At 71.6% G+C, this 24,611-nt stretch carries 24 protein-coding genes; 12 read left to right on the forward strand and 12 right to left on the reverse strand.

What is annotated here, in order from left to right; genetic code table 11:
• Positions 1–24: 24 nt before the first annotated feature.
• Both panC and ACFVXA_RS17090 read right to left on the reverse strand, forming a co-directional pair.
• Positions 25–1,017, reverse strand: coding sequence for a pantoate--beta-alanine ligase (gene panC / locus ACFVXA_RS17085; protein WP_389512441.1), 993 nt, complete (start codon positions 1,015–1,017; stop codon positions 25–27).
• Complete coding sequence (locus ACFVXA_RS17090; RefSeq protein WP_383739852.1) at positions 1,014–1,955, reverse strand: Rossmann-like and DUF2520 domain-containing protein; 942 nt, start codon at positions 1,953–1,955, stop codon at positions 1,014–1,016. Before ACFVXA_RS17090 ends, panC begins: the two co-directional genes overlap by 4 nt.
• Positions 1,956–2,127: 172 nt before the next feature.
• Here ACFVXA_RS17090 and ACFVXA_RS17095 point away from each other — a divergent pair, with 172 nt between their 5' ends.
• Positions 2,128–3,408, forward strand: coding sequence for a threonine aldolase family protein (locus ACFVXA_RS17095; protein ID WP_390025426.1), 1,281 nt, complete (start codon positions 2,128–2,130; stop codon positions 3,406–3,408).
• 301 nt (positions 3,409–3,709) lie between these two features.
• Here the strand turns inward: ACFVXA_RS17095 and ACFVXA_RS17100 are convergent, their stop codons facing one another.
• Positions 3,710–3,922, reverse strand: coding sequence for a hypothetical protein (locus tag ACFVXA_RS17100; RefSeq protein ID WP_362028521.1), 213 nt, complete (start codon positions 3,920–3,922; stop codon positions 3,710–3,712).
• Positions 3,923–4,087: 165 nt separating this feature from the next.
• On the opposite strand from ACFVXA_RS17100, the gene ACFVXA_RS17105 reads away from it, so the two are divergent.
• Positions 4,088–5,194 (forward strand): DUF5937 family protein, encoded by a 1,107-nt coding sequence (locus ACFVXA_RS17105; RefSeq protein WP_362028518.1) that lies wholly within the window; start codon positions 4,088–4,090, stop codon positions 5,192–5,194.
• 60 nt (positions 5,195–5,254) lie between these two features.
• Here the strand turns inward: ACFVXA_RS17105 and ACFVXA_RS17110 are convergent, their stop codons facing one another.
• From ACFVXA_RS17110 to ACFVXA_RS17120, 3 genes are all read right to left on the reverse strand, one after another.
• Positions 5,255–5,887 (reverse strand): AAA family ATPase, encoded by a 633-nt coding sequence (locus tag ACFVXA_RS17110; RefSeq protein WP_390025428.1) that lies wholly within the window; start codon positions 5,885–5,887, stop codon positions 5,255–5,257.
• Positions 5,888–6,096: 209 nt separating this feature from the next.
• A complete protein-coding gene (locus ACFVXA_RS17115; RefSeq protein WP_362028513.1) occupies positions 6,097–6,768 on the reverse strand; it encodes a response regulator transcription factor in 672 nt (223 codons plus the stop codon).
• A 67-nt stretch (positions 6,769–6,835) separates the two neighbouring features.
• Positions 6,836–8,041, reverse strand: coding sequence for a sensor histidine kinase (locus ACFVXA_RS17120; protein ID WP_362028510.1), 1,206 nt, complete (start codon positions 8,039–8,041; stop codon positions 6,836–6,838).
• A 118-nt stretch (positions 8,042–8,159) separates the two neighbouring features.
• Between ACFVXA_RS17120 and ACFVXA_RS17125 the strand changes: the two genes are divergently transcribed.
• The gene (locus ACFVXA_RS17125) at positions 8,160–9,269 is read left to right on the forward strand and encodes an SAM-dependent methyltransferase (protein WP_383739863.1); all 1,110 of its coding nucleotides are present in this window, start codon (positions 8,160–8,162) and stop codon (positions 9,267–9,269) included.
• Here the strand turns inward: ACFVXA_RS17125 and ACFVXA_RS17130 are convergent.
• Positions 9,234–10,385 carry an NADH-quinone oxidoreductase subunit D gene (locus ACFVXA_RS17130; protein WP_362028504.1) on the reverse strand — a complete coding sequence of 384 codons (1,152 nt, stop codon included), beginning with the start codon at positions 10,383–10,385 and terminating at the stop codon, positions 9,234–9,236. The genes ACFVXA_RS17125 and ACFVXA_RS17130 overlap by 36 nt on opposite strands.
• A 31-nt stretch (positions 10,386–10,416) precedes the next feature.
• Here ACFVXA_RS17130 and ACFVXA_RS17135 point away from each other — a divergent pair, with 31 nt between their 5' ends.
• Entirely contained in the window at positions 10,417–10,911 is a 495-nt protein-coding gene (locus tag ACFVXA_RS17135) for a PH domain-containing protein (protein ID WP_362028501.1), read from the forward strand.
• Positions 10,908–12,362 carry a PH domain-containing protein gene (locus tag ACFVXA_RS17140; protein WP_390025430.1) on the forward strand — a complete coding sequence of 485 codons (1,455 nt, stop codon included), beginning with the start codon at positions 10,908–10,910 and terminating at the stop codon, positions 12,360–12,362. Before ACFVXA_RS17135 ends, ACFVXA_RS17140 begins: the two co-directional genes overlap by 4 nt.
• Before the next feature lie 303 nt (positions 12,363–12,665).
• Here the strand turns inward: ACFVXA_RS17140 and ACFVXA_RS17145 are convergent, their stop codons facing one another.
• The 4 genes from ACFVXA_RS17145 to ACFVXA_RS17160 all read right to left on the reverse strand — a co-directional run bounded on the left by ACFVXA_RS17145 (position 12,666) and on the right by ACFVXA_RS17160 (position 16,791).
• The gene (locus ACFVXA_RS17145) at positions 12,666–14,114 is read right to left on the reverse strand and encodes a hypothetical protein (protein WP_390025432.1); all 1,449 of its coding nucleotides are present in this window, start codon (positions 14,112–14,114) and stop codon (positions 12,666–12,668) included.
• Positions 14,115–14,309: 195 nt separating this feature from the next.
• Positions 14,310–15,272 (reverse strand): ABC transporter substrate-binding protein, encoded by a 963-nt coding sequence (locus ACFVXA_RS17150; protein WP_390025434.1) that lies wholly within the window; start codon positions 15,270–15,272, stop codon positions 14,310–14,312.
• A gap of 104 nt (positions 15,273–15,376) precedes the next feature.
• Complete coding sequence (locus ACFVXA_RS17155) at positions 15,377–16,057, reverse strand: ABC transporter permease (protein WP_383906188.1); 681 nt, start codon at positions 16,055–16,057, stop codon at positions 15,377–15,379.
• Positions 16,054–16,791 carry an ABC transporter permease gene (locus ACFVXA_RS17160; RefSeq protein WP_383739874.1) on the reverse strand — a complete coding sequence of 246 codons (738 nt, stop codon included), beginning with the start codon at positions 16,789–16,791 and terminating at the stop codon, positions 16,054–16,056. Before ACFVXA_RS17160 ends, ACFVXA_RS17155 begins: the two co-directional genes overlap by 4 nt.
• A gap of 163 nt (positions 16,792–16,954) precedes the next feature.
• Between ACFVXA_RS17160 and ACFVXA_RS17165 the strand changes: the two genes are divergently transcribed.
• Complete coding sequence (locus ACFVXA_RS17165; RefSeq protein WP_390025436.1) at positions 16,955–18,103, forward strand: ABC transporter ATP-binding protein; 1,149 nt, start codon at positions 16,955–16,957, stop codon at positions 18,101–18,103.
• Positions 18,104–18,121: 18 nt separating this feature from the next.
• Here the strand turns inward: ACFVXA_RS17165 and ACFVXA_RS17170 are convergent, their stop codons facing one another.
• A complete protein-coding gene (locus ACFVXA_RS17170; RefSeq protein ID WP_384398769.1) occupies positions 18,122–19,252 on the reverse strand; it encodes an alpha/beta hydrolase in 1,131 nt (376 codons plus the stop codon).
• Positions 19,253–19,477: 225 nt separating this feature from the next.
• Between ACFVXA_RS17170 and ACFVXA_RS17175 the strand changes: the two genes are divergently transcribed.
• From ACFVXA_RS17175 to ACFVXA_RS17200, 6 genes are all read left to right on the forward strand, one after another.
• The gene (locus tag ACFVXA_RS17175; protein WP_383739884.1) at positions 19,478–21,283 is read left to right on the forward strand and encodes a phosphatidylglycerol lysyltransferase domain-containing protein; all 1,806 of its coding nucleotides are present in this window, start codon (positions 19,478–19,480) and stop codon (positions 21,281–21,283) included.
• 149 nt (positions 21,284–21,432) lie between these two features.
• Positions 21,433–22,341 carry a dihydropteroate synthase gene (gene folP / locus ACFVXA_RS17180; RefSeq protein ID WP_362028477.1) on the forward strand — a complete coding sequence of 303 codons (909 nt, stop codon included), beginning with the start codon at positions 21,433–21,435 and terminating at the stop codon, positions 22,339–22,341.
• Positions 22,338–22,832, forward strand: a complete 495-nt coding sequence (locus ACFVXA_RS17185; protein WP_362028475.1) for a nuclear transport factor 2 family protein — start codon at positions 22,338–22,340, stop codon at positions 22,830–22,832. Before folP ends, ACFVXA_RS17185 begins: the two co-directional genes overlap by 4 nt.
• Before the next feature lie 248 nt (positions 22,833–23,080).
• Complete coding sequence (folB, locus tag ACFVXA_RS17190; RefSeq protein WP_362028472.1) at positions 23,081–23,440, forward strand: dihydroneopterin aldolase; 360 nt, start codon at positions 23,081–23,083, stop codon at positions 23,438–23,440.
• Positions 23,437–24,048, forward strand: coding sequence for a 2-amino-4-hydroxy-6-hydroxymethyldihydropteridine diphosphokinase (gene folK / locus ACFVXA_RS17195; RefSeq protein ID WP_362028469.1), 612 nt, complete (start codon positions 23,437–23,439; stop codon positions 24,046–24,048). Before folB ends, folK begins: the two co-directional genes overlap by 4 nt.
• Positions 24,049–24,098: 50 nt before the next feature.
• On the forward strand, positions 24,099–24,587 hold the full coding sequence (locus ACFVXA_RS17200; RefSeq protein ID WP_362028466.1) for a DUF3180 domain-containing protein: 489 nt from the start codon (positions 24,099–24,101) through the stop codon (positions 24,585–24,587).
• Positions 24,588–24,611 lie beyond the last annotated feature (24 nt).

Consider the following 24,611-nt stretch of genomic DNA (forward strand, 5'->3'; position numbering starts at 1 on the left):
TACCAGTACCTGTGCCTTTGCCGGTCACGAGGCGGCTCCGAAGGTGAGGGGGATGTTGTCGATCAGCCGGGTCGTCCCGACCCGGGCGGCGACGGCGAGGACCGCCTCGCCGGTGAAGTCGTCCCCGACCTCTGTGAAGTCGGAGGGGTCGACCAGGGCCAGGTAGTCCAGCGCCAGCGGCGGCTGCATACGGGCCGCCTCGTCGAGGACCAGCCGGGCGGCCGCGCGGACGCCCGCGGGGCCGCCGGGGGCGGCCTTGGCCACGGCGTGCGCGTCGGCCGCGGCGCGGGATTCACCTATGGCGCTGAGGGCTTCGGCACGCGCGCGCGTGGCGGGCACTTCGCGGGCCCGCGCGCGCAGGGCCTCCTGCGCGGCATGCCGGTCGCGGCCCGCGAACAGGGCCTGCGAGAGGGCGAGGGCGGTGCGCCGCTCCTCGGTCGAGAGGTAACGGTTGCGGCTGGAGAGGGCGAGCCCGTCCTCCTCCCGCACGGTGGGCACGCCGACGATCTCCACGCCGAAGTTCAGATCACGCGCCATGCGACGGATCAGGGCGAGCTGCTGGGCGTCCTTCTGCCCGTACAGCGCCACGTCGGGGCGGGTGAGGTGCAGGAGCTTGGCGACGACGGTGAGCATCCCGTCGAAGTGGCCGGGGCGCACGGCCCCCTCCAGACGCTCGCCCATCGGGCCCGCGCTGACACGGACCTGGGGCTCGCCGCCCGGGTAGACCTCGTCCACGGAGGGGGCGAACACGACGTCCGCGCCCGACTGTTCGGCGATCTTGAGGTCGGCGTCGAGAGTGCGCGGGTAGCGGTCCAGGTCCTCGCCGGCGCCGAACTGAAGCGGGTTCACGAAGACCGTCACGACGACCTCACCCCGGTCTCCGGCGATCTGGCGAGCGGTGCGGATCAGCGTGGCGTGACCCTCGTGGAGCGCGCCCATGGTCATCACGACGACGCGGCGGCCCGCACGCGCGCGTGCGTGCAGTTCCTCGGCGGTGCGCAGCAGGGCTGTGGTCATCGGGCGTCCCCCTCGGTCCCTTCGGTCCCGTCGGTCCCGTCGTTGGCGAGCACGCCCAGGAGGTCCTCGGCGAGTTCCGGCTTGAGCAGCCCGTGGGCGAGCGCGCGGTCCGCGGTCGCGCGGGCCATCGCGAGATAGCCGGCGACGGTCTGCGGGGCGTGCCTGCGCAGCTCGGCGACGTGCGCGGCGACCGTGCCCGCGTCCCCGCGTGCGACGGGTCCGGTGAGGGCCGCGTCGCCCGAGCGCAGTGCGTTGTCCAGGGCCGCGCCGAGCAGCGGGCCCAGCATCCGGTCGGGGGCCTCGACGCCCGCGGCACGCAGCAGCTCCATGGACTCGGCGACCAGGGTCACCAGGTGGTTGGCGCCGAGCGCGAGGGCCGCGTGGTAGAGCGGCCGGTTCTCCTCGGCGATCCACTCGGGCTCGCCGCCCATCTCGATCACCAGGGCCTCGGCGGCCAGCCGCAGCTCCTCGGGGGCGGTGACCCCGAAGGAGCAGCCGACCAGACGCTGCACGTCCACGGAGGTGCCGGTGAACGTCATGGCGGGGTGCAGCGCGAGCGGCAGCGCGCCCGCCCTGAGCGCCGGGTCGAGCACCCGCGCGCCGTACCGCCCGGAGGTGTGCACGAGCAGCTGTCCGGGGCGCACGGCCCCCGTCTCGGCGAGCCCCTCGACGAGCCCCGGCAGGGCGTCGTCCGGGACGGTCAGCAGCACCAGGTCCGCGCGCTCCAGGACCTGTGCCGGGGACACCAGCGGCACGTCGGGCAGCAGCTGCGCCGCCCGACGCCTGGAGGCGTCGGAGACCCCGGAAACGGCCACCGGGCGGTGCCCGGCGAGTTGGAGGGCCGCGGCGAGCGCGGGGCCGACACGACCGGCGCCGACGACGCCGACGGTGAGCCGCGCGGGGCGGTCCCTGGGGTCTTGCTGTGGGGATGTACTCACTCGACGGCGGCCTTCCGTTCCAGTCCGCTCGGGGTACCGGACGATTTCTCGTCATGTTAACGCGATTGGTTCGAGGGCCGTTTCCGTTGTCCACAGGCTGTGGGTTTCCGCAGGTCGCGGCGGTGCGGAAATCCGGGTGCCGGGGCGGGGCCGCCCACGGGATGATCCGGGGATGAGCGATACGGCGGCGCAGGGCGAAGAACGGGTCGTGGCGGACTCGGCGGAACAGCGCGAGGAACGGACCGGGACGACCTCGGTCGAACAGGGCGAGGAACGGGCCGGGACGACCTCGGCGGATCAAGGCGAGGAACAGGCCGAGGCGGACGAGGCGGAGCAGCGACGGGAGCGGCGGACGGCCGCCTACCGGGGAGCCCGGCGCATCCTGGCGCGCCCCGGGCACCGGGCCACACTCCGCGAACGCCTCGCGGTCCTGGACGAGGCCGCGCACCTGTACGACCTGGACGAACCCGTGGACATCTACGGGAACCGCATCGTCGAGGCCCTGGAGGAGCGGGTCGCCAGTCTGCTCGGCGTGGAGGCCGCCGCCTTCTTCCCCACGGGCACGATGGCCCAGCAGGTGGCGCTGCGCTGCTGGGCGGGCCGCACCGGCAACGCGACCGTCGCCCTGCACGGTCTGAGCCATCCCGAGGTGCACGAACGCAACGCGCTCAGCACGGTCAGCGGGCTGCGCCCGGTCCGTGTGACGAGCGAGCCCCGGCTGCCTACCGCCGACGAGGTCCGGGACTTCGAGGAGCCCTTCGGGGCGCTGATGCTCGAACTGCCTCTCAGGGACGCCGGTTTCGTGCTGCCCTCCTGGGAGGAACTCTCCGAGGTCGTGGAAGCCGCCCGGGAGCGGGACGCGGTGGTCCACTTCGACGGGGCACGCCTGTGGGAGTGCACACCGCACTTCGGCCGCCCCCTGGAGGAGATCGCCGGCCTCGCGGACAGCGTCTACGTGTCGTTCTACAAGTCGCTCGGCGGCTACAGCGGCGCGGCGCTAGCGGGTCCCAAGACGCTAGTCGACGAGGCGAAGACCTGGCGCCATCGGTACGGGGGCATGGTCATCCACCAGTTCCCGGCCGTCCTGTCGGCGCTCGCCGGGCTGGAGCGGGAGCTGCCACGGCTGCCGGAGTACGTGTCCCACGCGCGCGTGGTCGCCGCGGCGCTGCGCGAGGGTTTCGCGGCGGCCGGCGTGCCCTGGGCGCGCGTCCACCCCGAGGAGCCGCACACCCACGAGTTCCAGGTCTGGCTGCCGTACGACGCCGAGGTGCTCGCGGACGCGTCGGTCGAGCAGGCCGAGGAGACGAAGACCTTCCTGTTCTCCGACCACTGGGACGCGCGCGGGCCCGGCCTGGCGGTCACGGAGGTGTCCGTGCGGGCCGAGGGGCTGGAGTGGACGGCGGACGACGTCAAGGCGGCCGTGCGGGACTTCGTGGAGCGGCTCCCCCACTGACCGTCACCGGCCCCCTCGGGCCGGCGGGTCGCCGGTTCCCCCCGGCCGACCGTCACCTGCCCCCCTGCTGACCGACAAAGCTCCTGCGCTGACCGTCATCGACTGCCCTGGCTGACCGACACGGCTTCCCCGCTGGGACCGCCACCGGCTGCCCCCGCTGACCGTCATCGGACGCCCCACCACCGTGGCACGGCTGTCCGGCCGACGGTGGAGCGGCTGCACGGCCGACGGTCGAGTGGCTGCACGACCGACGGTCGAGTGGCTGCACGACCGACGGTCGAGTGGCCGCACGGGCTCCGCGTCAGCAGCTGACGCGGCGGCCGTGCAGCCACCGGCTCAGCGCCTCCCGTATCCGCCCGTGTGCCGGGTGCCCGGCCACGACGGCCCGGAACTGCCGGTAGCCGCGCAGCTCGCGCGCGACCCGCACGTCGTGCGTGCCGGGCGCCGGAGGGGTGGGCTCGCCATGCTGTCGGGCCCGGTAGCTGTCGAGAAGGTACTGCTGGGTGATGCTCATGGCGGATCGTCTCCAGGGACGAGGGAGGGGATCGGAAGGCCCCGCGCGGACTGCCCCGGTCGTTGGTCGCTCCAGAATGACCCTGCTCACGGCGCCTGTCGCCCCGATTGACGGTCACCGTCAATCGACGGCGGCGTTGTCAGTGGCGGGGTGCACCATGGGGACATGAGCGTGCGCATCGACATCAACGGGCTGCGAGCGGAGCGGATCGCCGTCGTGCCGTCACCGCTGGCCGAGCTCGGGATGGCGCTGCATGCCCTGGCCGAGCCGGCGCACCACCCCGGACTGCAGGGCTGGGCGACAGGGGTGACCGCCCGGCTCGACGCGCACCTCGCGGACCGCATGTGCGAGGCGGACTTCCTGTGGCGTACGACGTTCTCAGACCTGTTCCTGCCCTGCGCGGGCATCCCCGGCGGGACCACGCTGCCGGGCGCGACGCTCGCCGAGGACCTGGACCTGCTGGACAAGCTCACCGACGAGCAGTTCGTGGACGCGGCCCTGGAGTTCACGTGCGCGCTGACGTACGGCTCGGAAGGGCCGAGCGCGCTCAGCGACCCGGGCCTGCGCCGCCGGGCCGTCGACCTGGCCGCCTCGCGCGGGCCGCAGCAGACAAGGTTCACCGAGCGGCTGCTGGCGGACCCGCCGAGCGTGCGAGCCTGGCTGAGGCAGTTCCTGCAGGACTGCGACGAAGCGTTCTTCGCCGAGACCTGGTCCCGGCTGCGCCACCAGCTGGCCGCGGAGGCCCGCCACAAGACGGACCTGCTCCGGCGCAAGAGCCTGACCGAGGCGCTGACCTCGGTCTCTTCCGCGGTGTCGATGGACGAGAGGGCCGGCCGGCTCACCGTCGACAAGCTGACCGAGGGTCACACGGTCACGGCGGACGGCGGCCTGCTCCTCGTCCCCACCAGCCTCGGCCGGCCGCACCTGATGGTGCTCCACCGCCACCGCTGGCAGCCGGTGCTGCACTACCCCGTCAACTCCCCCGAGCTCGCCACCCCGCCCTCCGTCGAGCAGCTCACCCTGCGGATGACCGCGCTCTCCCACCCGGTCCGGATGCGGATCTGCCGCCATCTGGCCCGCAGCGCGTACACCACGGGCGAGCTGGCACAGGTGCACGGGATGACGGCGCCCGAGATATCCCGGCACCTGAGCGTGCTGAAGAAGGCGGGGCTGATCACGACGAGACGCCGGGGACGGTATGTGCTGCACCAGCTGGACGTCACCGTGGTGGCCCGGCTGGGGAGCGACTTCTTGGAGGGCATCCTGCGCTGACTTCTTGGAGGGCATCCTGCGCTGACGCCGGTGTCTTCGAGACCCCCGGTGCCCCGGGGCTCAGTCGAAGCGGATGTGCTTGGCCCCGACCCAAGCCCTCCGCAGCCGTCCCCGTACCGCCCCGTCCCGATTCGGCGTGAGCGTCAGCCCCGCCAGCACGGCGATGCGGTCGGCCGTCTTGGCGACCGTGGTGTGGTCGGTCCACAGGTGCTCGGCGAACTCCGGCTCGCGCAGCCGCTCCAGGCAGTGGTCGAGTTGCGCCACGGCCCAACTCTCGTGCCGCAGCGGGGCGTCCTTGCCGGCGACGTACCGCAGGAGGTGTCCGAAACCGCGCTCGCGCAGCCGCTTCAGCACGGTCTCGCGCTCGGCGAGGAGCGCGAAATGCCGTACGTCGTGGCCCAGTTCGCGCAGCCGCCCGACGGTCTCCTCGAAGTAACGGGGATTCGTGACCGTCATGGGGACGATGACCACGCCGTCGTGCTTGCCGAGAGCGAGGTCGAGCACCTCGACCACGCCCTGTCGCCAGGACGCCAAGTCCTGGAAATCACCCCGCAGTTCGGCCGGCATCATGTGCCGAAGGCCGAAGCCGGCGTGTTCCGGGTCGCAGACGACGCTGCCGGGCAGCCGTCGTTGGATCTCGTGTGCGGTCTGTGTCTTGCCGCCCCCGAAGGGGCCGTTGATCCACAGGAGCATGCGCAGACCCTAGTGGGCGCCGGTCACGCGCCGGTCACGCCCCCCGGCGGCCGGAGCCGTGAGCCGAGCACAGTCGTCAGCCATGCCTGCCCGCCCGGGCCGTGAGCCGAGCACAGTCGTCAGCCATGCCTGCCCGCCCGGGCCGTGAGCCGAGCACAGTCGTCAGCCATGCCTGCCCGCCCGCCCGGGCCGTGGGACGTGCCGGGCCGTCAGCCGTGCCCGCCCGCCCGGACCAGCCCCGTCTCGTACGCGAGCACGACCACCTGCACCCGATCCCGCAGCCCCAGCTTGGTCAGGATGCGTCCGACGTGCGTCTTCACGGTCGCCTCGGACAGGACGAGGCGTGCCGCGATCTCCCCGTTCGACAGGCCCTGCGCGACCAGCACCATGACCTCGCGCTCGCGGTCGGTGAGCCGCTCCAGCTCCTTGTGCTGCGGCTCCTTGCCGGCGTTGGGCAGCATCGGCGCGAAACGGTCCAGCAGGCGCCGCGTGGTGGAGGGCGCGACCACGGCGTCACCGCTGTGCACGGAGCGGATGGCGGCCAGCAGCTCACCGGGCGGCACGTCCTTGAGCATGAAGCCGGAGGCGCCCGCCTTCAGCCCGGAGAAGGCGTACTCGTCGAGGTCGAAGGTGGTGAGGATCAGCACCTTCGGCGGGTTGGACTCGGAGCAGATGCGGCGGGTCGTCTCGACGCCGTCGAGCTTCGGCATGCGGACGTCCATCAGCACCACGTCGACCGCGGTGGCGCGCAGCACCTGAAGGGCCTCGACGCCGTCGCCCGCCTCGGCCACGACCTCCATGTCCGGCTGGGCGTCGAGCACCATCCGGAAACCGGTGCGCAGCAGCACCTGGTCGTCGACGAGCATCACGCGGATCGCCATCGGGGTCCTTTCAGGTATGTACAGGTGTCAATGACGGATATGTACAGGTGTCAGTGACGGACAGGTGTCAGTGTGCGGGCTTGAGCGGGAGCAGGGCGCTGATACGGAAGCCTCCGCCGGGCCGCGGCCCCGCGTCCAGGGTTCCGCCGACCATTCCGACGCGTTCCCGCATGCCGATCAGGCCGTGGCCCTGGCCGTCGGCGCCCCCCTCCTCGTACAGCTCGTGGGGTGCGCCCTTGCCGTCGTCCTCCACGAGCAGGCCGAGGCCGTCGTCGAAGTAGACCAGGCGCACGCTCGCTCCCGTGTTCGGGCCCCCGTGCTTGCGCGTGTTGGTGAGCGCCTCCTGCACGATCCGGTACGCCGTGAGTTCTACGCCGCTGGGGAGGGGGCGCGGGGTGCCCTCCACCTTGAAGTCGACGGGGAGGCCCGAGGTGCGGCACTGCTCGATGAGGTCGTCGAGCTGCTCGACGTCGGGCTGCGGCACATACTCGCCGCTCTCCTGGTGCTCGCCGGTGCGCAGGACGCCGAGCAGGCGGCGCATCTCGGCGAGGGCCTGGCGGCCGGTTCCGGAGATGGTCTCCAGGGCCTTCCTGGCCTGCTCGGGGGCGGTGTCCAGAACGTACGCGGCACCGTCCGCCTGGACCACCATCACCGAGACGTTGTGCGCGACCACGTCGTGCAGCTCGCGGGCGATCCGGGCGCGCTCGGCGGCGACCGCGACCTTGGACTGCGCCTCGCGCTCCTTCTCCAGGCGGGCGGCGCGCTCCTCCAGCTGGGCGAGGTAGGCGCGGCGGGTGCGGATGGAGTCGCCAAGGACCCAGGCGAGCGCGAACGGGACGGTCTGGAAGACCGCTATCAGGACGCTGCCCAGCGCGCCTGCCTGCCCGTCGGGCCAGCGGATCTGCGCGAGGGGCCCCGCGCAGAGGCCGCCGATCAGCGCGAGCCGGGAGGCCCAGCGTGCGCCGTCCGCGGCGACGGTGTAGATGATCACCAGCATCGCGAAGTCGGCCGACATGATCTCGACGTCGAGGATCAGCTGAGCGAGGCCCATCACCGCGGTCAGGACGAGCATCTTCTCGGGCATACGGCGGCGCAGCGCGACCACCACGCACAGGACGACGGCGATCGGGAGCGCCGCGGCGAGCGTCCCGTGGTGATCCGGAGCCCCGTTGACACTCGTGATGTTCACGCCGGTGATCCCGAGCAGGGCGACGGCCCAGAAGCTGTCGACCCACGTCGGGTGCCTGCGGAGGAAGTCATAGAGGCGCTGCACGTAACCCAGAGTAGGGAAGCGTGCAGTGTGCAGGGGTCAACCGGAGGACCGATCCGTAACCGACCTTCGTACTCCCCAAGGTGGAGGCTCCCCGATCCCTGACGCTTAGCCTGACCCCGTGAGACGTGAGGCGACAGGCGAATGGCGGGGCTGGCGCGAGGCGACGGAGGAGGCGCTGTACGGGCCTTCCGGCTTCTATCGCAGGCCCGAGGGGCCCGCCGGACACTTCCGCACCTCGGTGCACGCCTCCCCGCTCTTCGCGCGGGCCGTGGCCGAGCTGCTGTGCCGGGTCGACGAGGCGCTCGGCCACCCCGCCTCGCTCGCGTTCGTGGACATGGCGGCGGGCCACGGCGAGCTGGCGATCGGTGTGCTCGGCGCGCTCCCCGCGCACGTGGCATCCCGCACGCGGGCGTACGCGGTCGAGCGCGCCGCGCGCCCCGCCGGCCTCGACCACCGGATCGAGTGGCTCCCCGAGCCCCCGAAGGGGATCACCGGGCTGCTGTTCGCCAACGAGTGGCTGGACAACGTGCCCGTGGACGTCGCCGAGGCGGACTCCGACGGCGTACGACGCCTGGTTCTCGTACGCCGGGACGGGACCGAACGCCTCGGGGAGCCCGTGAGGGGCGCGGACTCGGAATGGCTGCGGAAGTGGTGGCCGCTGCCGTCCGGACCGGCGGCTCCCGAAGCGCCGGACACCGAGACGCTGAGCACCGAGACGTCGGCCCGCGACCCACTGTCCTGCGAAGGAACCCGCGCCGAGATCGGTCTCCCCCGGGACACCGCCTGGGCCTCCGCCGTGTCCACCGTCGGCCGGGGTCTCGCCGTCGCCGTCGACTACGCGCACCGCACCGCCACCCGACCGCCCTTCGGGACGCTCACCGGCTTCCGGGAGGGGCGGGAGACGGCGCCGGTGCCGGACGGTTCGTGCGACATCACGGCGCACGTGGCGCTCGACGCGTGTGCGGCGCGCGGAGGCCGCGGGGGGCGCGTGATCACCCAGCGCGCGGCACTTCGCGCGCTGGGCGTGAGCGGCGCACGCCCCCCGCTCGCGCTGGCCTCCACGGACCCCACGGCATACGTACGTGCCCTCGCGAGCGCGGGCGCGGGCGCGGAGCTCACCGCTCCCGGCGGTCTCGGCGACTTCGGCTGGCTGCTCCAGCCGGTGGGAATTCCACACGCTCCTCTTGGGGAGCTACTTGTCGATGTCGCCGACCACGAAGAACAGTGACCCCAGGATCGCCACCATGTCCGCGACCAGCGTGCCAGGCAGCAGCTCGGTGAGCGCCTGGATGTTGTTGAACGAGGCCGAGCGCAGCTTCAGCCGGTACGGGGTCTTCTCGCCCTTGCTGACCAGGTAGTAGCCGTTGATGCCGAGGGGGTTCTCGGTCCAGGCGTACGTGTGCCCCTCGGGCGCTTTCAGGACCTTGGGCAGCCGCTGGTTGATCGGCCCCGGCGGCAGTTCGGCGAGCCGGTCGAGGCAGGCGTCGGCGAGGTCGAGCGAGTTGTGCGTCTGCTCCAGGAGGCACTCGAAGCGTGCCAGGCAGTCGCCCGCCTGGCGGGTGACCACCTTCAGGGTGTCCTGGAGCTCCCCGTAGGCGAGGTACGGCTCGTCCCGGCGCAGGTCGAAGTCGACTCCGGAGGCGCGCGCGATCGGCCCGCTCACGCCGTACGCGTGCACGGCCTCCGGCGTGAGCGCCCCCACGCCCCGCGTACGCCCCCGGAAGATCTCGTTGCCGAGCACCAGGTCGTCGTACACGGCCATCCGTGAGCGGAGCGCGGCGACGGAGGCACGCGCACGCGTGGTCCATCCGGCCGGAAGGTCCTCCTTGAGCCCGCCGACGCGGTTGAACATGTAGTGCATACGCCCGCCGGAGATCTCCTCCATGACGTGCTGGAGTTCCTCGCGCTCGGTGAAGGCGTAGAAGATCGGCGTGATCCCGCCCAGCTCCAGGGGGTACGAGCCCAGGAACATCAGATGGTTCAGGACGCGGTTGAGCTCCGCGAGCAGCGTGCGCATCCACACCGCGCGCTCGGGGACCTCCATGCCGAGCATCCGCTCGACGCCGAGGACCACGCCCAGCTCGTTCGAGAACGCGGACAGCCAGTCGTGGCGGTTGGCGAGCATGATGATCTGGCGGTAGTCGCGCGCCTCGAAGAGCTTCTCCGCGCCGCGGTGCATATAGCCGATGACCGGCTCCGCGTGCTGGATCCGCTCGCCGTCGAGCACGAGCCGCAGCCGCAGCACGCCGTGCGTGGACGGGTGCTGGGGCCCGATGTTGAGCACCATGTCGGTGCTCTCCGCGGCGCCGCCGATACCGACCATGGTCTCCGTCGTAGGAGTCATGGGAACAGTCTGTCGTACGTACGCTTGCGACATGGAGACGGGGACCACGCAGAACGCCGAGGCGGAGCCGGTCTGGACCGGGCTGCCTCCGGGGCTGTTGCGGATGCGACGGATGTTGCTGGTGGTGTGGCTGGGGCTGCTGACGATCGCGGTGGGGCTGCTGCTCGGGCTGCTCGCCGGGCCGGTCTGGGCGGCCTTCGCGCTGCTGCCGCTCGCCCTGACGGTCTGGGGCTGGCGCATGCTGGGGCGCAACTGGCGATCCTGGCGGTACGCCGAGCGCGCGGACGACCTGCTGATCAGCCGCGGTGTGCTGTGGCGCGAGGAGACGGTGGTGCCGTACGGGCGGATGCAGCTGGTCGAGGTGACCTCCGGGCCCGTGGAGCGGCACTTCGGGCTCGCGAGCGTGCAGCTGCACACGGCGGCCGCGGCGACCGACGCGTGCATCCCGGGCCTCGACCCGGCCGAGGCCGAGCGGCTGCGGGACCGGCTGACGGAGCTGGGCGAGGCACGATCGGCGGGGCTGTGACGACGCCGATGCCGGGTACGGAGGACGCCGTACGGCAGGAGAAGCCGCTGGTCGAGCGGCGGCTGCACCCCGTGACGCCGTTCCGGCGCGCCTGGGCACCGGTCGCGGTGATCGCCGGCTGGGCCGTCCACGACCCCAACCAGGCGCAGGAGCAGCTGACCAGACTCACGACGACCGCGCTGCTCCTCGGGCTCGCCGTGATCGTCCCCGGAGCGGCCCTCTACGGCTTTCTGGGCTGGTGGTTCACGCACTTCGCGGTGACCGACACCGAACTGCGCATCCGTACTGGGCTGTTGTTCCGGCGCACCGCGCACATCCGGCTCGAACGGCTCCAGGCCGTCGACATCACCCAGCCCCTGCTGGCCCGCGTCGCGGGCGTCGCCAAGCTCAAACTCGACGTCGTCGGGACCGACAAGAAGGACGAACTGGCGTACTTGGGTGAGGGCGAGGCCCGCGCACTGCGCGCCGAACTCCTCGCCCGCGCGGCCGGTTTCGCGCCGGAGACCGCGCACGAGGTCGGCGAGGCTCCGGTACGGCAGCTGCTGCACGTCCCCGCGCGCGTGCTGGCCGTTTCCCTGGTGCTCACCGGCGCCACCTGGGGCTCGCTGGCCGCCGCGCTCGTCGTACCGCCGCTGCTGTGGTTCGCCACCCACAGCGTGTGGACGGTCCTCGCGACCGGGGTGCCGCTGCTCGGCGCGGCGGGCGCGAGCAGCGTGGGGCGGTTCGTCGGCGAGTACGACTGGACGGTGGGCGAATCGCCGGACGGCCTCCGCATCGACCACGGACTCCTCGACCGTACCCACGAGACGGTGCCGCCCGGGCGCGTGCAGACCGTACGGATCGTGGAGCCCTTGCTGTGGCGGCGGCGCGGGTGGGTGCGCGTCGAGCTGGACGTGGCCGGGTCGTCGAACTCCGTGCTCGTGCCCGTCGCTCCGCGCGAGGTTGCCGAGTCGGTGATCGCGGGGGTGCTGGCGGTGGTGACGGTGCCGCCGCCGCTGTCTTCTTCGGCGTCGCCCTTGTCTTCTTCCGCGTCGCCCTTGTCGGCTTCGGCGTCGCCCTTGTCGGCTTCGGCGCCGGCGTTGTCGGCCTCTCTGTCGTCGGCGTTGCCGTCGTCCTTGTCCCGGTCGCCGCGGCGGGCCGGGTGGTGCGTGCCGTTCTGGTGGCGGGGGTACGGGCTCGCCGTCACCGACACCGTGTTCGCTGCGCGGCACGGGCTGTTGCGCCGCAGCCTCTCGCTCGTGCCGCACGCGAAGGTGCAGAGCGTGCGGGTGACTCAGGGGCCGTGGGAACGGTTCAAGGGGCTCGCCGACGTGCATGTCGACACGGGGGCCGGCAAGACGGTGACGGCGCGGCTGCGGGGGGCCGGGGAGGCGGCGGAGCTGCTTGAGGCGCAGGCCGATCGGTCCCGTACGGGGCGGCGGGAGGCTCGGCCGGATCGGTGGATGGCGTGACGCCGGCCTTTCCGTGACGTCGGCCCTTCCGTGACGCCGGCTTTCCATGACGTCGGCTTTCCCGTGACGCCGGCCTTTCCCTGACGTCGGCCGGGCCTTGACGCCTGCGTCACGTCGGCTTTTCCGTCGCGCCTGGTTCATGGGCACCCCGGGTGGGGGCGGGCGTCCGAAGTGGGTGCGCTTGCCGGCGCTTGCAGGGTGCCGCTGCGCCCACCCGTGCCGCCCCAGCGGCACGATTGCCCGCAGCTATGACGATGACGGATTACGGATTACGGATTACGGATTACGGATTACGGATGATCGTCAGGAGGCCGCGCTGCGGAGGCCTGACATGTTGATTTGTTCTGTTTCGTCGTGGGCGGTCAGGTCGATGACCTGGCCGACGCCGCGGGCCCCCTCGTCCGCGGGCTTGAACCCGGCCTCGGCCTCGGCCTTGTGCAGGGCGAGCGCCTCCTGGCCGACGACGTCCGCGAGATCCTCGTTCTGCACGGCCTCCAGCGCCTGTGCCGACGACTCCTTCTGCGTACCGAAGAAGTCGAAGCCGCCCTCGACCGACGGGCGCCGCACGGGCGCCGCCGGTACGACGGCCACCGCGGTCGGCACAGTGAAGTGCCCGGAGGGCTTCACGGGCTTCGCCGCCTGGGGCGCCCTCGCGGCCGGGGTCGACTGGGGCGGCTTCGCCTCGGCGGTCGCGCGCTCGTGCCCGCCGACCGCCTCGGGCTTCCCCTCGGCGTCGCCCTCCTCCGCTATGGCGTCCGAGGACGGACCCGCCTCGGCGGAACCGCCTTTCGGAGGCTCGCCGTTCACCGCCTCAGAGCGCACCGCCGTAGGGCGCACCGCCTCAGAGCCCACCGGCTCAGAGCTCGCCGCCTCCGAGCGCACCGCCTCAGACTGCGCCAGCTCAGAGTGCACCGAGTCGGTCTTGGTCGAATCGGACTTCGTCGAGCCGGACTCGACCGGCCCGGCCGGTGCCGGGCGCTCCTCCGTCGCCGGAGCGCCGCTCGCGATCCGGTTCAGCGCCGCGTTGGCCCGCAGGAAGAGCGACGACCCGGAGGGAGAGAACACGTCGGGAGCCACCTCGTCCCCGGAAGCCACGTCGGCCTCGGGAGCCACCGCACTCTCGGAAGCCACCACACTCTCGGAAGCCACCGCATCCCCGGAAGCCGCAGCACCCGCAGCACCCGCGGCACCCGCAGCCACCGCGGGGGAAGTCACCGCGTCCTGAGACCCCTCGGACCCCGGAGTCTCCGACTCCCCCGGTGCCGTCCGGGCCGCCGGGAGCGCGCGTGCCGGAGCCGTCGCCTCTATCTCGAGCCGGCGGCGCCCTTCCAGGGCGCTCGCCCGCTCCGTCTCGGCCGTGGCGTACCGCCGGAGCAGCGCCGCGTGTTCGTTGCGCAGGCCCGCCAACTCGGCACGCTTGGCGCGCAGCTTGTGCTCCAGCTTGGTGCGCAGCTCGCGCGACTCGTCGAGGTCGGTCTCCAACTCGGCGACGCGCTCCTCGTGACGCCACTCGTCGCTCGCCCGCGCGCGCGTGAGGTCCGCGACGCGCTTGCCCGCCGCCGTGTCCCAGCGGCGCATGACGACCGCGCCGACGACCGCCGTCGCCGCGGCACCCGCGGCCAGCCCACGGAGCACCAGCGGCTCCGTGAACAGCCAGGGCCCCACGGCGCAGACGAGCGAGACGCCTGCGATCGCCGAAGGAGGCAGCAGCCTGTGCAAGGGCGGGGAATGGCGGTGACGTCCACGTGGCATGGCCAGAAACTTACCGCGCGTAGGCGAATCATGGTGGCCCGCCCGGTAAAAACACAGCCACCCCGAAGCCTTCACACCGCCCCGGCCGTCCATAGGGCCCACACTTGTCCCTTTACTTCTCAATCAGCCCCTTCGGCCAAGCCGTTCAGCCAAACCCTCGGCCCTCCTCGGCCACCGCTCGGCCAAACCCATCGCCTACTTCTTGATCAGCCCCTTCGCCCGCAGATACTCCTTGGCCACATCGGCCTCCTTCTGACGCTCCGCGTCGACCTTGCGGTTGAGTTCCACAAGATCATCGGTGCTGAGTGTGTCGGTGAGCTTCGCGAGTGCGTCGGCTATCTCCTGGCTGCCGGCGTCCTTCGCGTTCACCACCGGAAGGACGTTGTCCGCATTCTGCAGACCCTTGTCGTCCTTCAGGAGCACCAGGCCGAAGTTCTTCAGCGTCGCGTCCGTGGTGGTCGTCAGCACCAACTGGTCCGTGCCGTTCTTGACCGCCTGCTTGGCCTGCGTCGTACCGACACCCTTGGGGTCGATTCCGGAGACGTCGATTCCGTACGTCTTCTTCAGACCCGGCGCGCAGAAGGGCCGCGTCTCGCATTCGTCCCCGGCCGCGATCTTGACCTTGAGACCCGACTTCCCGAGATCGGAAAGCGTCTTGAGGTTGTGCTTCTTGGCGAATTCGGCGCTCACCGCGAACGCGTTCTGGTCGACCGCCTCGCCGGCCGGCAGCACCTTCAGCCCCTTCGGCTCGGCCAGCTTCTTCAACGCGGAGACGGTGGCGTCGACATCGCTGGAGGCGACGGCCTTCGCGTTCGCACCGTTCTTCTTGAGGTTGAGGAATTCCGCGAGCGTCGCCGCGTATTCGGGGACGACGTCGATGGCCCCCTTCTCCAGCTGGGGTTCATAGATCTCGCGGTTCTCGACGGTCCTGACCGTCACGCTGTACCCGGCGTTGGTGAGCACCTGCCGGTAGAGCTCGCCGAGCACCTTCGCCTCGGTGAATCCGGCGGCTCCCACGACGAGTTCGCCCTTGCCCCCGCCCGATGCCTTGTCGGAGCCGTTGTTCTCCAGGCTGTCCCCGCCGCACGCGGAGAGCCCGGCGGTCAGTGCGCCGGCGGCGACCGCCGCGACCGCCATTCGACGCGTTCTGCTGTTCATGGTCGTCCACCTATCGAGAGTTGAAAGAAGTTCTGCGCGTCAGAGCGTTGAAAGAGGACCCGCACGCCAGGGCGTCACCAGGGCGTCAAAGGAGGACCCGCACGTCAGCGCGTGGCACCCGCACGCCCACGCATGGGGTCGAAGAGCCGCCCGGCCATCACCAGCACGCCCTCCACCAGCAGGGCGAGCACCGCCACCAGTAAGGCGCCCGCGACCACCTGGGGCGTGTTCTGCAGGCTGAACCCGGCGGTGATGATCCGGCCGAGCCCCCCTTCGCCCGCCGACGCGGCGAGCGTCGCCGTGGCGATGATCTGCACCGTGGCGGACCGCACCCCGGTCATGATCAGCGGATATGCGAGCGGCAGTTCGACCTGGCGGAACACCTGGCCGCCGCTCATCCCCATGCCGCGCGCGGCCTCCAGGACCGACCGGTCCACCTCGCTCATCCCGATGTAGGCGTTGGTCAGCAGCGGCGGCACCGCGAACAGCACCAGAGCGATGAGCGTCGGCAGATCGCCGTGCTCACCGAGCGGCGTCAGCGTGAGCAGCACGAGCACGGCCAGCGTGGGCACCGCCCGCCCGACGTTGGAGAGGTTGACGGCGAGCCCGCCCCCCTTGCCGATGTGCCCGAGCCACAGCGCGAGGGGCAGCGCGATCAGGCAGGAGACGGCGAGCGTGACCCCGCTGAAGTACAGGTGCTCCGCGAGCCGGTGCCAGACCCCCTTCTCTCCCTGCCAGTTGGCACCGGTCGTCAGCCAGTCGTACGCCCCCGATATCGCGTTCATGCCGCTTCAGCCACCTTCGCGGGGCCCGAACGCCGTATTCGGCGTATGAGCCCTCTTCGGGGAGTGCGGCCCGCGCGCGCCCAGGGGGTGAGCAGGCGCTGGAGGGCGAGCAGCAGCAGGTCGGCGACCAGGGCGAGCAGCACGCAGATCACGGACGCGGTGAGCACCTGCGCCTTGAAGTCGCTGTGCAGTCCGCTGATGATCAGGGTGCCGAGACCGCCGTAGTCCACGATGTACCCCACGGTCGTCAGGGCGACGGTGGAGACCGTGGCGATGCGCACGCCGGCGAGCACGGAGGGCAGCGCGAGCGGCAGTTCGACCTCCCAGAGCAGCCGCAGCGGCCCGTACCCCATACCGCGCGCGGCCTCGCGGGCCTCTTCGGGGACGGCGTGCAGTCCCGCGAGGATGTTGCGGACCAGGATCGTCAGTGAGTACAGCACCAGGCCGGTGATGACCAGCGAGGCGGAGAGTCCGAAGAGCGGCAGCAGCAGCGAGAACATCGCGAGCGAGGGAATCGAGTAGAGGACGGTGGTCAGACCGAGGATCGGGCCCGCGACGCCGCGGTACCGCCGGGCGAGCAGCGCGAGCGGGAAGGCCACGACCACCCCGATGGCCACCGAGGCCGCCGTGATCCACACGTGCTGCACGGTCGCGTCGGTCAACTCCTGGCCGCGGGAGCGGACGTACTCACCGCAGATCCAGTCGTTGGCCACCAGACAGCTCTGCCCGCTCACCCCGCCCCACCTCCCCCGATGTCCCCGAATCGCGTCCCGGCCGCACGGAAGGACGACCTGCTGGCGACCCTAGCCCCCGCCACTGACAATGGCCGAGAGTCGCCGGGAGGCCGAAACATTGCCTTCACACAACTTCCGGCGCGCGCGGCCACAATGGGGAGTCATGATCCGGTTCGAGAACGTCACCAAGCGGTACGCGGACGGCACCACGGCCGTCGACGACCTGTCCTTCGAGGTCGCCGAGGGCGAACTGGTCACGCTGGTCGGTCCCTCGGGCTGCGGCAAGACGACCACGATGAAGATGGTGAACCGGCTCATCGAACCGTCGACCGGCCGGATATTCCTGGACGGCGACGACATAGCGGCCATCGACCCCGTCCGGCTCCGCCGTCGTATCGGCTACGTCATCCAGCAGGTCGGCCTCTTCCCGCACAAGACGGTGCTCGACAACACCGCGACCGTGCCGCATCTCCTCGGCGTCCGGCGCGCGAAGGCCCGTGAGCGCGCCGCCGAACTCCTCGACCTCGTCGGCCTGGATCCCTCGGTGTACGGCGACCGCTATCCCGAGCAGCTCTCCGGCGGCCAGCGCCAGCGCGTCGGGGTGGCCCGCGCGCTGGCCGCCGACCCGCCCGTGCTGCTGATGGACGAGCCGTTCGGCGCGGTCGACCCGGTGGTGCGCGAGCGTCTCCAGAACGAGTTCCTGAGGCTCCAGCAGTCGGTGCGCAAGACGGTGCTGTTCGTCACGCACGACATCGAGGAGGCCGTACGACTCGGCGACCGCATCGCCGTGTACGGACAGGGCCGTATCGAACAGTTCGACACCCCGTCGGCCGTCCTCGGCGCGCCCGCCACCGACTACGTGGCCGACTTCGTCGGCGCGGACCGCGGCCTGAAGCGGCTGTCCGTGACGCCCATCGAGGAGAGCGACCTGGAACAGCCTCCCGTGGTGCGCCTCGACGACCCGCTGCCCCAGAAGCTCGACGGCCACTGGGCGGTCGTCCTGGACGCGCGCGGCGATCTGCACGGCTGGATCTCCGCCGAGCACGCGCGCGTGGGGACCGGCACGGTCCGCGAGCACGCTCGCCGCATGGAGGCCTGGCTGCCCGTCGGGGCGTCCCTGAAGCAGGCGTTCTCGACGATGCTCCAGCACGACGCGGGCTGGATCGCCGTCATCGACCAGGAGAGCGAGGGCCGCTTTCTGGGCGTACTCACCCCCGCCCGGCTGCACGAGGCGCTGCGCCGCTCGACGGCCGCGGACGCGCGGGACATCGCGCGCGCGGACGTCGAGTTGGAGACCGTCAGCAGCTCTTGACCGGCCCCGGTGGGCGGTTCAGCGGTCGCTCAGCCGACCGCTCATCCACTGCAGCGTCGCCGGGATCTCCCGCCGCCAGGTGTTGAAGTTGTGGCCGCCGCTGTCGAGGATGATCGACGAGATGCGGGTGAGCTGCTTGGACCTCACGAGGTCGATGAAGTCGAGCGTGGACTTGTAGTTGGCCTCGCCCACCTTGCTGCTGCTGACGAGCAGTGAGGTGTCGGGCGCGGGCCTGTTCTTCAGGTACCAGTGCAGGTCGGCGCTGTTCTGCAGCGCCTTGTCGCCGCGGAAGAGGTCGCCCGTGGTGGGGTCGATCGGCGCCTTGTAGTAGGGCGACAGGCCCGCGCCGGCGGCGTACGCCTCGGGGTGGTGGATGGCGAGCTTCAGCGCGCAGTAGCCGCCCGTCGAGTCCCCGACGATCCCCCAGCTGCCGGGTTTTTTGCCCACCCTGTAGTGGGCCGCCACGGCGTCGGTGAGGTCCTTGGCGAAGAACGTCTCGGTCTGCGGGCCGCCGGGGATGTCCACGCACTCGGTGTCCCGCGGCGGCGCGACGGTGGGCCGCATCATCACGAGGATCATCGGCTGCACCTTGCCGGTCTTGGCCAGCTCGTGGGCCGTCTGCGGGTAGTGCAGGCCCTTGATGAGCGCCTCGGCGGTGCCCGGATAGCCGGTGAGGACGGTGGTGGCCGGGAAGGTGCGGGTGCGGTACTGCGGCTGGAAGTACTCCGGAGGCAGATAGATGTACGCCGGTGTGGCGATGTGTGTCGTACGGCCGACGATGGAGACCTTCTGGATCTGGCCGCCGATCTGCGGACGGGAACCGCCGGAGACGTTCACCGGCTGGGTGTCGACCACTTGGAGGGGGCCGCCGGCCGTGCCGCCCGTGCCGTTGTGGTCGACGACCACGCCCTGGCCGCTCTCCTGGCCGAAGAGGTCCGCCCAGCTGGCGTAGAACCCGAAGGCCTGGTTCGCGGCAAATCCGATCGAGGCGAAGATCGCCACCTGGGTGGCCAGCAACAGGCCGACCCGTCCGATGACGGCCCGCCAGTTGCGCCGTGCCAGCCGCGGCCACCACCACACCGTGCCGACGAACAGCAGCACGGCGAACAAGACCGCCAGCACCAGCACCTTGTTGCTCGTGAGACCCATGAGCTGTTCCTGCCCGCGCTTTCCGTCCTCGGCCTGCGCAGCTCCTTCGCGTGCGCTTGCCCCGGACTTTCCTTGCCTTTTGAACCGGCTTTCCGAAGGGGAGTGAACCTGTCTCCCCAAGACACCGTCCTAGAGGGCGCAATGTCGCCGGATGCCGGAATGGCACCGGATTCAAGGTCTCTCGCAGAACTACGGGATGCGATGTCTGTCAGGATAGATGGGGAAATGTCGGGCGAGGTTCCGGGTCGAACAGGCCGGACGCGGCAGATACTCCGCGGTCCGCGCCCCGAGGCCGTCCCCGCCCTCGTCGCCAGGGCCTGCACACTCGTGGGACTCCTGGACATCGCCGCGGGTGTCTTCCCGCGCTTCCGGCGCAGTCGTATGCACGCCATCGCCGAGGTACTGCCCGGCGCGCTCGGCCCGTTCGCCGCCGCGCTGTCGCTCAGCGCCGGAGTGCTCCTCCTGCTGCTGGCTCACGGGCTGCGCCGCCGCAAGCGCCGGGCCTGGCGGGCCGCCGTCGTCCTGCTGCCGGCCGGCGCCGTCGCGCAGTTCGCGTACCGTCACTCGATCATCGGTGTCGTCATCTCCGCGGCACTGCTGGCCCCGCTGCTGCGCCACCGCGACGAGTTCGCCGCCCTGCCCGATCCGCGCAGCCGCTGGCGCGCGCTCGCCAACTTCGTGCTCATGGGCGCCGGTTCACTGGTCCTCGGACTCGTCATCGTCAGCGTCCACGAGAACCACATGGTCGGCGACCCCAGCCTGGCCGACCGCATCACCCACGTCCTGTACGGCCTGTTCGGCTTCGAAGGCCCCGTCGACTACACCGGACCCACGTCCTGGACGGTCGCCTTCTCCCTCGGCGCCCTCGGCTGGCTGACCGCCGTCACCACCATCTACCTCGCCTTCCGCCCCGAACACCCCGCCGCCCGCCTCACCGAGGACGACGAGACCCGGCTGCGCGCCCTCCTGGTGAAGCACGGTGCCCGCGACTCGCTCGGCCACTTCGCGCTCCGCCGCGACAAGGCCGTCGTCTTCTCGCCCAGCGGCAAGGCCGCCGTCACCTACCGCGTCGTCTCCGGAGTGATGCTCGCCAGCGGGGACCCCATCGGCGACGTCGAGGCCTGGCCCGGCGCGATCGAGCGCTTCATGGACGAGGCCAAGGCGCACTCCTGGACACCCGCCGTCATGGGCTGCTCCGAGACGGGCGGCGAGGTGTGGACCCGCGAGACCGGCCTGGACGCCCTCGAACTGGGCGACGAGGCGGTGGTGGATGTCGCGGATTTCTCCCTGGCCGGGCGCGCGATGCGAAATGTGCGCCAGATGGTGAAAAGGATCGAAAGGGCTGGATACGAGACACGGGTACGGCGCATCCGTGACCTCGGCGAGGGGGAGCTGGACCGCATACGTCGCGCGGCGGAGGCCTGGCGCGGCACCGACACCGAACGCGGCTTCTCCATGGCGCTCGGCCGCATCGGCGACCCGGCCGACGGCGACTGCCTGATCGCCACCGCCCACAAGACCGACGACCAGCCCGGCCCGTACGGCGACCTGAAGGCCGTCCTGCACTTCGTCCCCTGGGGCACCGACGGCGTCTCGCTCGACCTCATGCGACGCGACCGCTCGGCCGACCCCGGCATGAACGAACTCCTCATCGTGGCCGCCCTCCAGGCCTCACCCCGCCTCGGCATCGAGCGGATCTCGCTCAACTTCGCGATGTTCCGCTCGGCGCTCGCCCGGGGCGAGAAGATCGGCGCGGGGCCCGTGCTGCGCGCCTGGCGGGGCCTGCTGGTCTTTCTCTCCCGCTGGTTCCAGATCGAGTCCCTGTACAAGTTCAACGCCAAGTTCCGCCCGCGCTGGGAGCCCCGCTTCGTCGTCTACGGCTCCTCCCGCGACCTCCCGCGCATCGGCTTCGCCGCCATGCAGGCGGAGGGCTTCGTGAACCTGGCACTGCCCCGGCTGCTGCGCCGCCGCACGCCGGCTCCGCGCCCGTGCGCGCACGCGGTGGCGGAGCACGGGGTCAGGGCGGCGTAGGCGTCGTGGACAGGCCTGAGCGAGGGGCCGAACCGCCCAGCCCTGGGCCCTCGCTCAGGCCACCCCCCGGAAATACGGGCCGCCCTCGCACACCGGGCGACTCCCCCCGGGGGAGATTCGGCCCCCCGCCGGAGGCCTAGGCTGGACGTATGAGCACAGAGCGCGGGCGCGGCCGAGTCGCGGGACTGCCGACATGGGACCGCTGCGCGGTCATGGGGGTCGTGAACGTCACCCCCGATTCCTTCTCCGACGGCGGCCGCTGGTTCGACACGACGGCCGCGGTCAAGCACGGCCTGGACCTGGTCGCCGAGGGCGCCGACCTGGTGGACGTCGGCGGCGAGTCCACCCGCCCCGGCGCCACCCGCGTCGACGAGGCGGAGGAGCTCAAGCGCGTCATCCCCGTCGTCCGCGGCCTCGCCTCCGAGGGCGTCACCGTCTCCGTGGACACCATGCGCGCCTCGGTCGCCGAGCGGTCGCTCGCCGCGGGCGCCGCCCTCGTCAACGACGTCAGCGGCGGTCTCGCGGACCCCGCGATGATCCCCGCCGTCGCCGCGGCCGGCGCGCCCTTCGTCGTCATGCACTGGCGCGGCTTCCTCGAGGGCGGCAACGTGCGGGGGACGTACGAGAACGTCGTCTCCGAAGTCGTCGACGAGCTGCACGCGCGCGTGGCGGCCGTTCTGGCGGGCGGCATCGCCCCCGACCGCATCGTCGTCGACCCGGGCCTCGGCTTCTCCAAGGACCCCGAGCACGACCTGGCGCTCCTCGCCCATCTCGACCGGCTGCGTGATCTCGGCCACCCGCTGCTCGTCGCCGCGTCCCGCAAGCGGTTCCTGGGCCGCGTCCTGGCCGGCCCACAGAGCGCCCCGCCGCCCGCGCGGGAGCGGGACGCCGCCACCGCCGCCGTCTCCGCGCTCGCCGCCCACCAGGGCGCGTGGGCGGTCCGCGTCCACGAGGTACGGGCCACCGCAGACGCCGTACGCGTCGCCCGCGCCGTCGAGGGCGCCCGCGCCGCGGGAGCGCACGCCCCGGGCTCCCAGGCGGCAGAGGGAGCCCGGTGAGCACCCCCCGCACCGACGTCGAACAGGTCGAACTCGCCAACACCGCCTTCTACGAGGCGATGGAACGGGGCGACTTCGAGGCACTCTCCTCGCTGTGGCTGGCCCCGCTGGACACCGCCGACGACGACATCGAGGGCGAGGGCGCGGTGATCTCCTGCGTCCACCCCGGCTGGCCCGTCCTCAACGGCCGCGGCGAGGTGCTCCGCTCGTACGCGCTGATCATGGCGAACACCGAGTACATCCAGTTCTTCCTCACCGACGTGCACGTCTCCGTGGCCGCCGACACGGCCCTGGTGACCTGCACCGAGAACATCCTCAGCGGCGGCCCCGCCCCCGACGACAGCGACGAGCTCGGACCCCTCGTCGGCCAGCTGGTCGTGGCCACGAACGTGTTCCGCCGCACCGCCGACGGCTGGAAGCTCTGGACCCACCACGCGTCCCCCGTCTTGGCCGAATCCGGCGAGGAAGAGGACGAGGACACACCCGGTTGAGTGGGTAGGCGGCTCACAGGAACCAAGAAGTGGTTGGAATCACGTACCTCCGGGTAGGGGCGGCTACCAACCCGTGAGCCGCCGTGTTCCCCAGGGGAAACGCCCGGTGAAGCCTCCTGGCATTCGCCCGGGCACACGCCCCCATGGGCGAGCGCTGTCAGTGCCCGCAGGTAGATTCGATTCAGGCTGGTGCGCCGACCGCACTCGGTTCACGACGGCCGCTACCGACGATTGCAGGAGTGATTCGCGTGGATCGTGTCGCGCTGCGCGGCCTCAAGGCCCGCGGGCACCACGGCGTCTTCCAGAAGGAACGCGAGGAGGGCCAGACCTTCATCGTGGACCTGACGCTGGGCCTTGACACCCGACCGGCCGCCGCCGACGACGACCTGGCGAAGACCGTGCACTACGGCATCGTGGCGGAAGAGGTCGCCGCCGTCGTCGAGGGCGAACCCGTCGACCTCATCGAGACGCTCGCCGAGCGCATCGCCCAGGCGTGTCTGAAGCACGACGCGGTCCAGGAGGTCGAGGTCTGCGTCCACAAACCGGACGCGCCGATCACGGTCCCCTTCGACGACGTGACCGTCACGATCACCCGGAGCCGAGTATGACCGCCTTCTACACCGAGGGTCAGAGCGACCCGACCGTACAGCCGGTGCCCGCCTCCGTGGTGGAGCAGGTGGACGCCGCCGACACGACGCTGCAGAACCCCAGGCGCGCGGTGATCTCCCTCGGCTCGAACCTGGGCAACCGCCTGGAGACGCTCCAAGGCGCGATCGACGCCCTGGAGGACACCCCCGGCGTCCGCGTCAAAGCGGTCTCCCCCGTCTACGAGACGGAGCCCTGGGGCGTCGAACCGGGCACCCAGCCGACATACTTCAACGCGGTCGTGGTCCTCAAGACCACTCTCCCCCCGTCCTCGCTCCTGGAGCGGGCGCACGCGGTCGAGGAGGCCTTCCACCGCGTACGGGACGAGCGCTGGGGCCCGCGCACGATCGACGTGGACATCGTTGCCTACGCCGAAGTCGTCTCCGACGACCCGGTCCTGACCCTCCCTCACCCGCGCGCCCACGAAAGGGCGTTCGTGCTGGCACCCTGGCACGATGTGGACCCCGCGGCCCAGCTGCCCGGCCGCGGCCCCGTCGCCCAGCTCCTCGCGACGGTCACCCACGACGGCGTCGCGCCCCGCGCCGACCTGGAACTCCGGCTGCCCGAGTAGTCGTTAAGGTCAAGACGACCACCAGGCCACGGACGACCGATAGGGGCAAAGTGAAAGAGCTGCGCATCAGGACGCTGGTCGCCGTGTTCGTCGTGGCCGGCGTCCTGTCCTGGGCGGGCGCCCGCCTGTGGAACGCGGTGGGCACCCTCCCCCGGGTCCCCCTCGCCGCCCCCATCGTCCTGGCCCTCATCGCCGTCGTCCTGCTCGCCACGGCGCTCTCGCTGCGCGCCCGCCTCAAGGCCCAGCGCGAGCGCCGCCCCGGCGCCAAGGGCGTCGACCCGCTGATGGCGGCCCGCGCGGTCGTCTTCGGCCAGGCAAGCGCCCTGGTCGCCGCCCTGGTCGCCGGTATGTACGGCGGCACGGGCGCCTTCCTTCTGGAATCCCTCGACATCCCCGCCCGCCGCGACCAGGCCATCTACGCCGGCTTCTCCGTCCTGGCCGGCATCGGCGTCATAGCGTCCGCCTTCTTCCTGGAGCGCGTCTGCAAGCTCCCGGAGGACGACGACGAGAACCACGGCGGCGCGGCTCGGGCGGCGTAACTCCAAAGCGCCCGACGGGCGCGG

The organism is Streptomyces sp. NPDC058246 (assembly GCF_042881985.1).
Taxonomy (GTDB): Bacteria; Actinomycetota; Actinomycetes; order Streptomycetales; family Streptomycetaceae; genus Streptomyces.

Coding starts and splice junctions, on each gene's coding strand:
- ACFVXA_RS17165 (WP_390025436.1), top strand. CDS start 16,955: ATGATCCGGTTCGAGAACGTCACCAAGCGGTACGCGGACGGCACCACG.
- ACFVXA_RS17145 (WP_390025432.1), bottom strand. CDS start 14,114: ATGCCACGTGGACGTCACCGCCATTCCCCGCCCTTGCACAGGCTGCTG.
- ACFVXA_RS17135 (WP_362028501.1), top strand. CDS start 10,417: ATGGAGACGGGGACCACGCAGAACGCCGAGGCGGAGCCGGTCTGGACC.
- ACFVXA_RS17110 (WP_390025428.1), bottom strand. CDS start 5,887: ATGCTCCTGTGGATCAACGGCCCCTTCGGGGGCGGCAAGACACAGACC.
- ACFVXA_RS17095 (WP_390025426.1), top strand. CDS start 2,128: ATGAGCGATACGGCGGCGCAGGGCGAAGAACGGGTCGTGGCGGACTCG.
- ACFVXA_RS17155 (WP_383906188.1), bottom strand. CDS start 16,057: ATGAACGCGATATCGGGGGCGTACGACTGGCTGACGACCGGTGCCAAC.
- ACFVXA_RS17130 (WP_362028504.1), bottom strand. CDS start 10,385: ATGACTCCTACGACGGAGACCATGGTCGGTATCGGCGGCGCCGCGGAG.
- ACFVXA_RS17115 (WP_362028513.1), bottom strand. CDS start 6,768: ATGGCGATCCGCGTGATGCTCGTCGACGACCAGGTGCTGCTGCGCACC.
- ACFVXA_RS17175 (WP_383739884.1), top strand. CDS start 19,478: ATGTCGGGCGAGGTTCCGGGTCGAACAGGCCGGACGCGGCAGATACTC.
- ACFVXA_RS17100 (WP_362028521.1), bottom strand. CDS start 3,922: ATGAGCATCACCCAGCAGTACCTTCTCGACAGCTACCGGGCCCGACAG.
- folP (WP_362028477.1), top strand. CDS start 21,433: ATGAGCACAGAGCGCGGGCGCGGCCGAGTCGCGGGACTGCCGACATGG.
- panC (WP_389512441.1), bottom strand. CDS start 1,017: ATGACCACAGCCCTGCTGCGCACCGCCGAGGAACTGCACGCACGCGCG.
- ACFVXA_RS17170 (WP_384398769.1), bottom strand. CDS start 19,252: ATGGGTCTCACGAGCAACAAGGTGCTGGTGCTGGCGGTCTTGTTCGCC.
- ACFVXA_RS17105 (WP_362028518.1), top strand. CDS start 4,088: ATGAGCGTGCGCATCGACATCAACGGGCTGCGAGCGGAGCGGATCGCC.
- folK (WP_362028469.1), top strand. CDS start 23,437: ATGACCGCCTTCTACACCGAGGGTCAGAGCGACCCGACCGTACAGCCG.
- ACFVXA_RS17150 (WP_390025434.1), bottom strand. CDS start 15,272: ATGAACAGCAGAACGCGTCGAATGGCGGTCGCGGCGGTCGCCGCCGGC.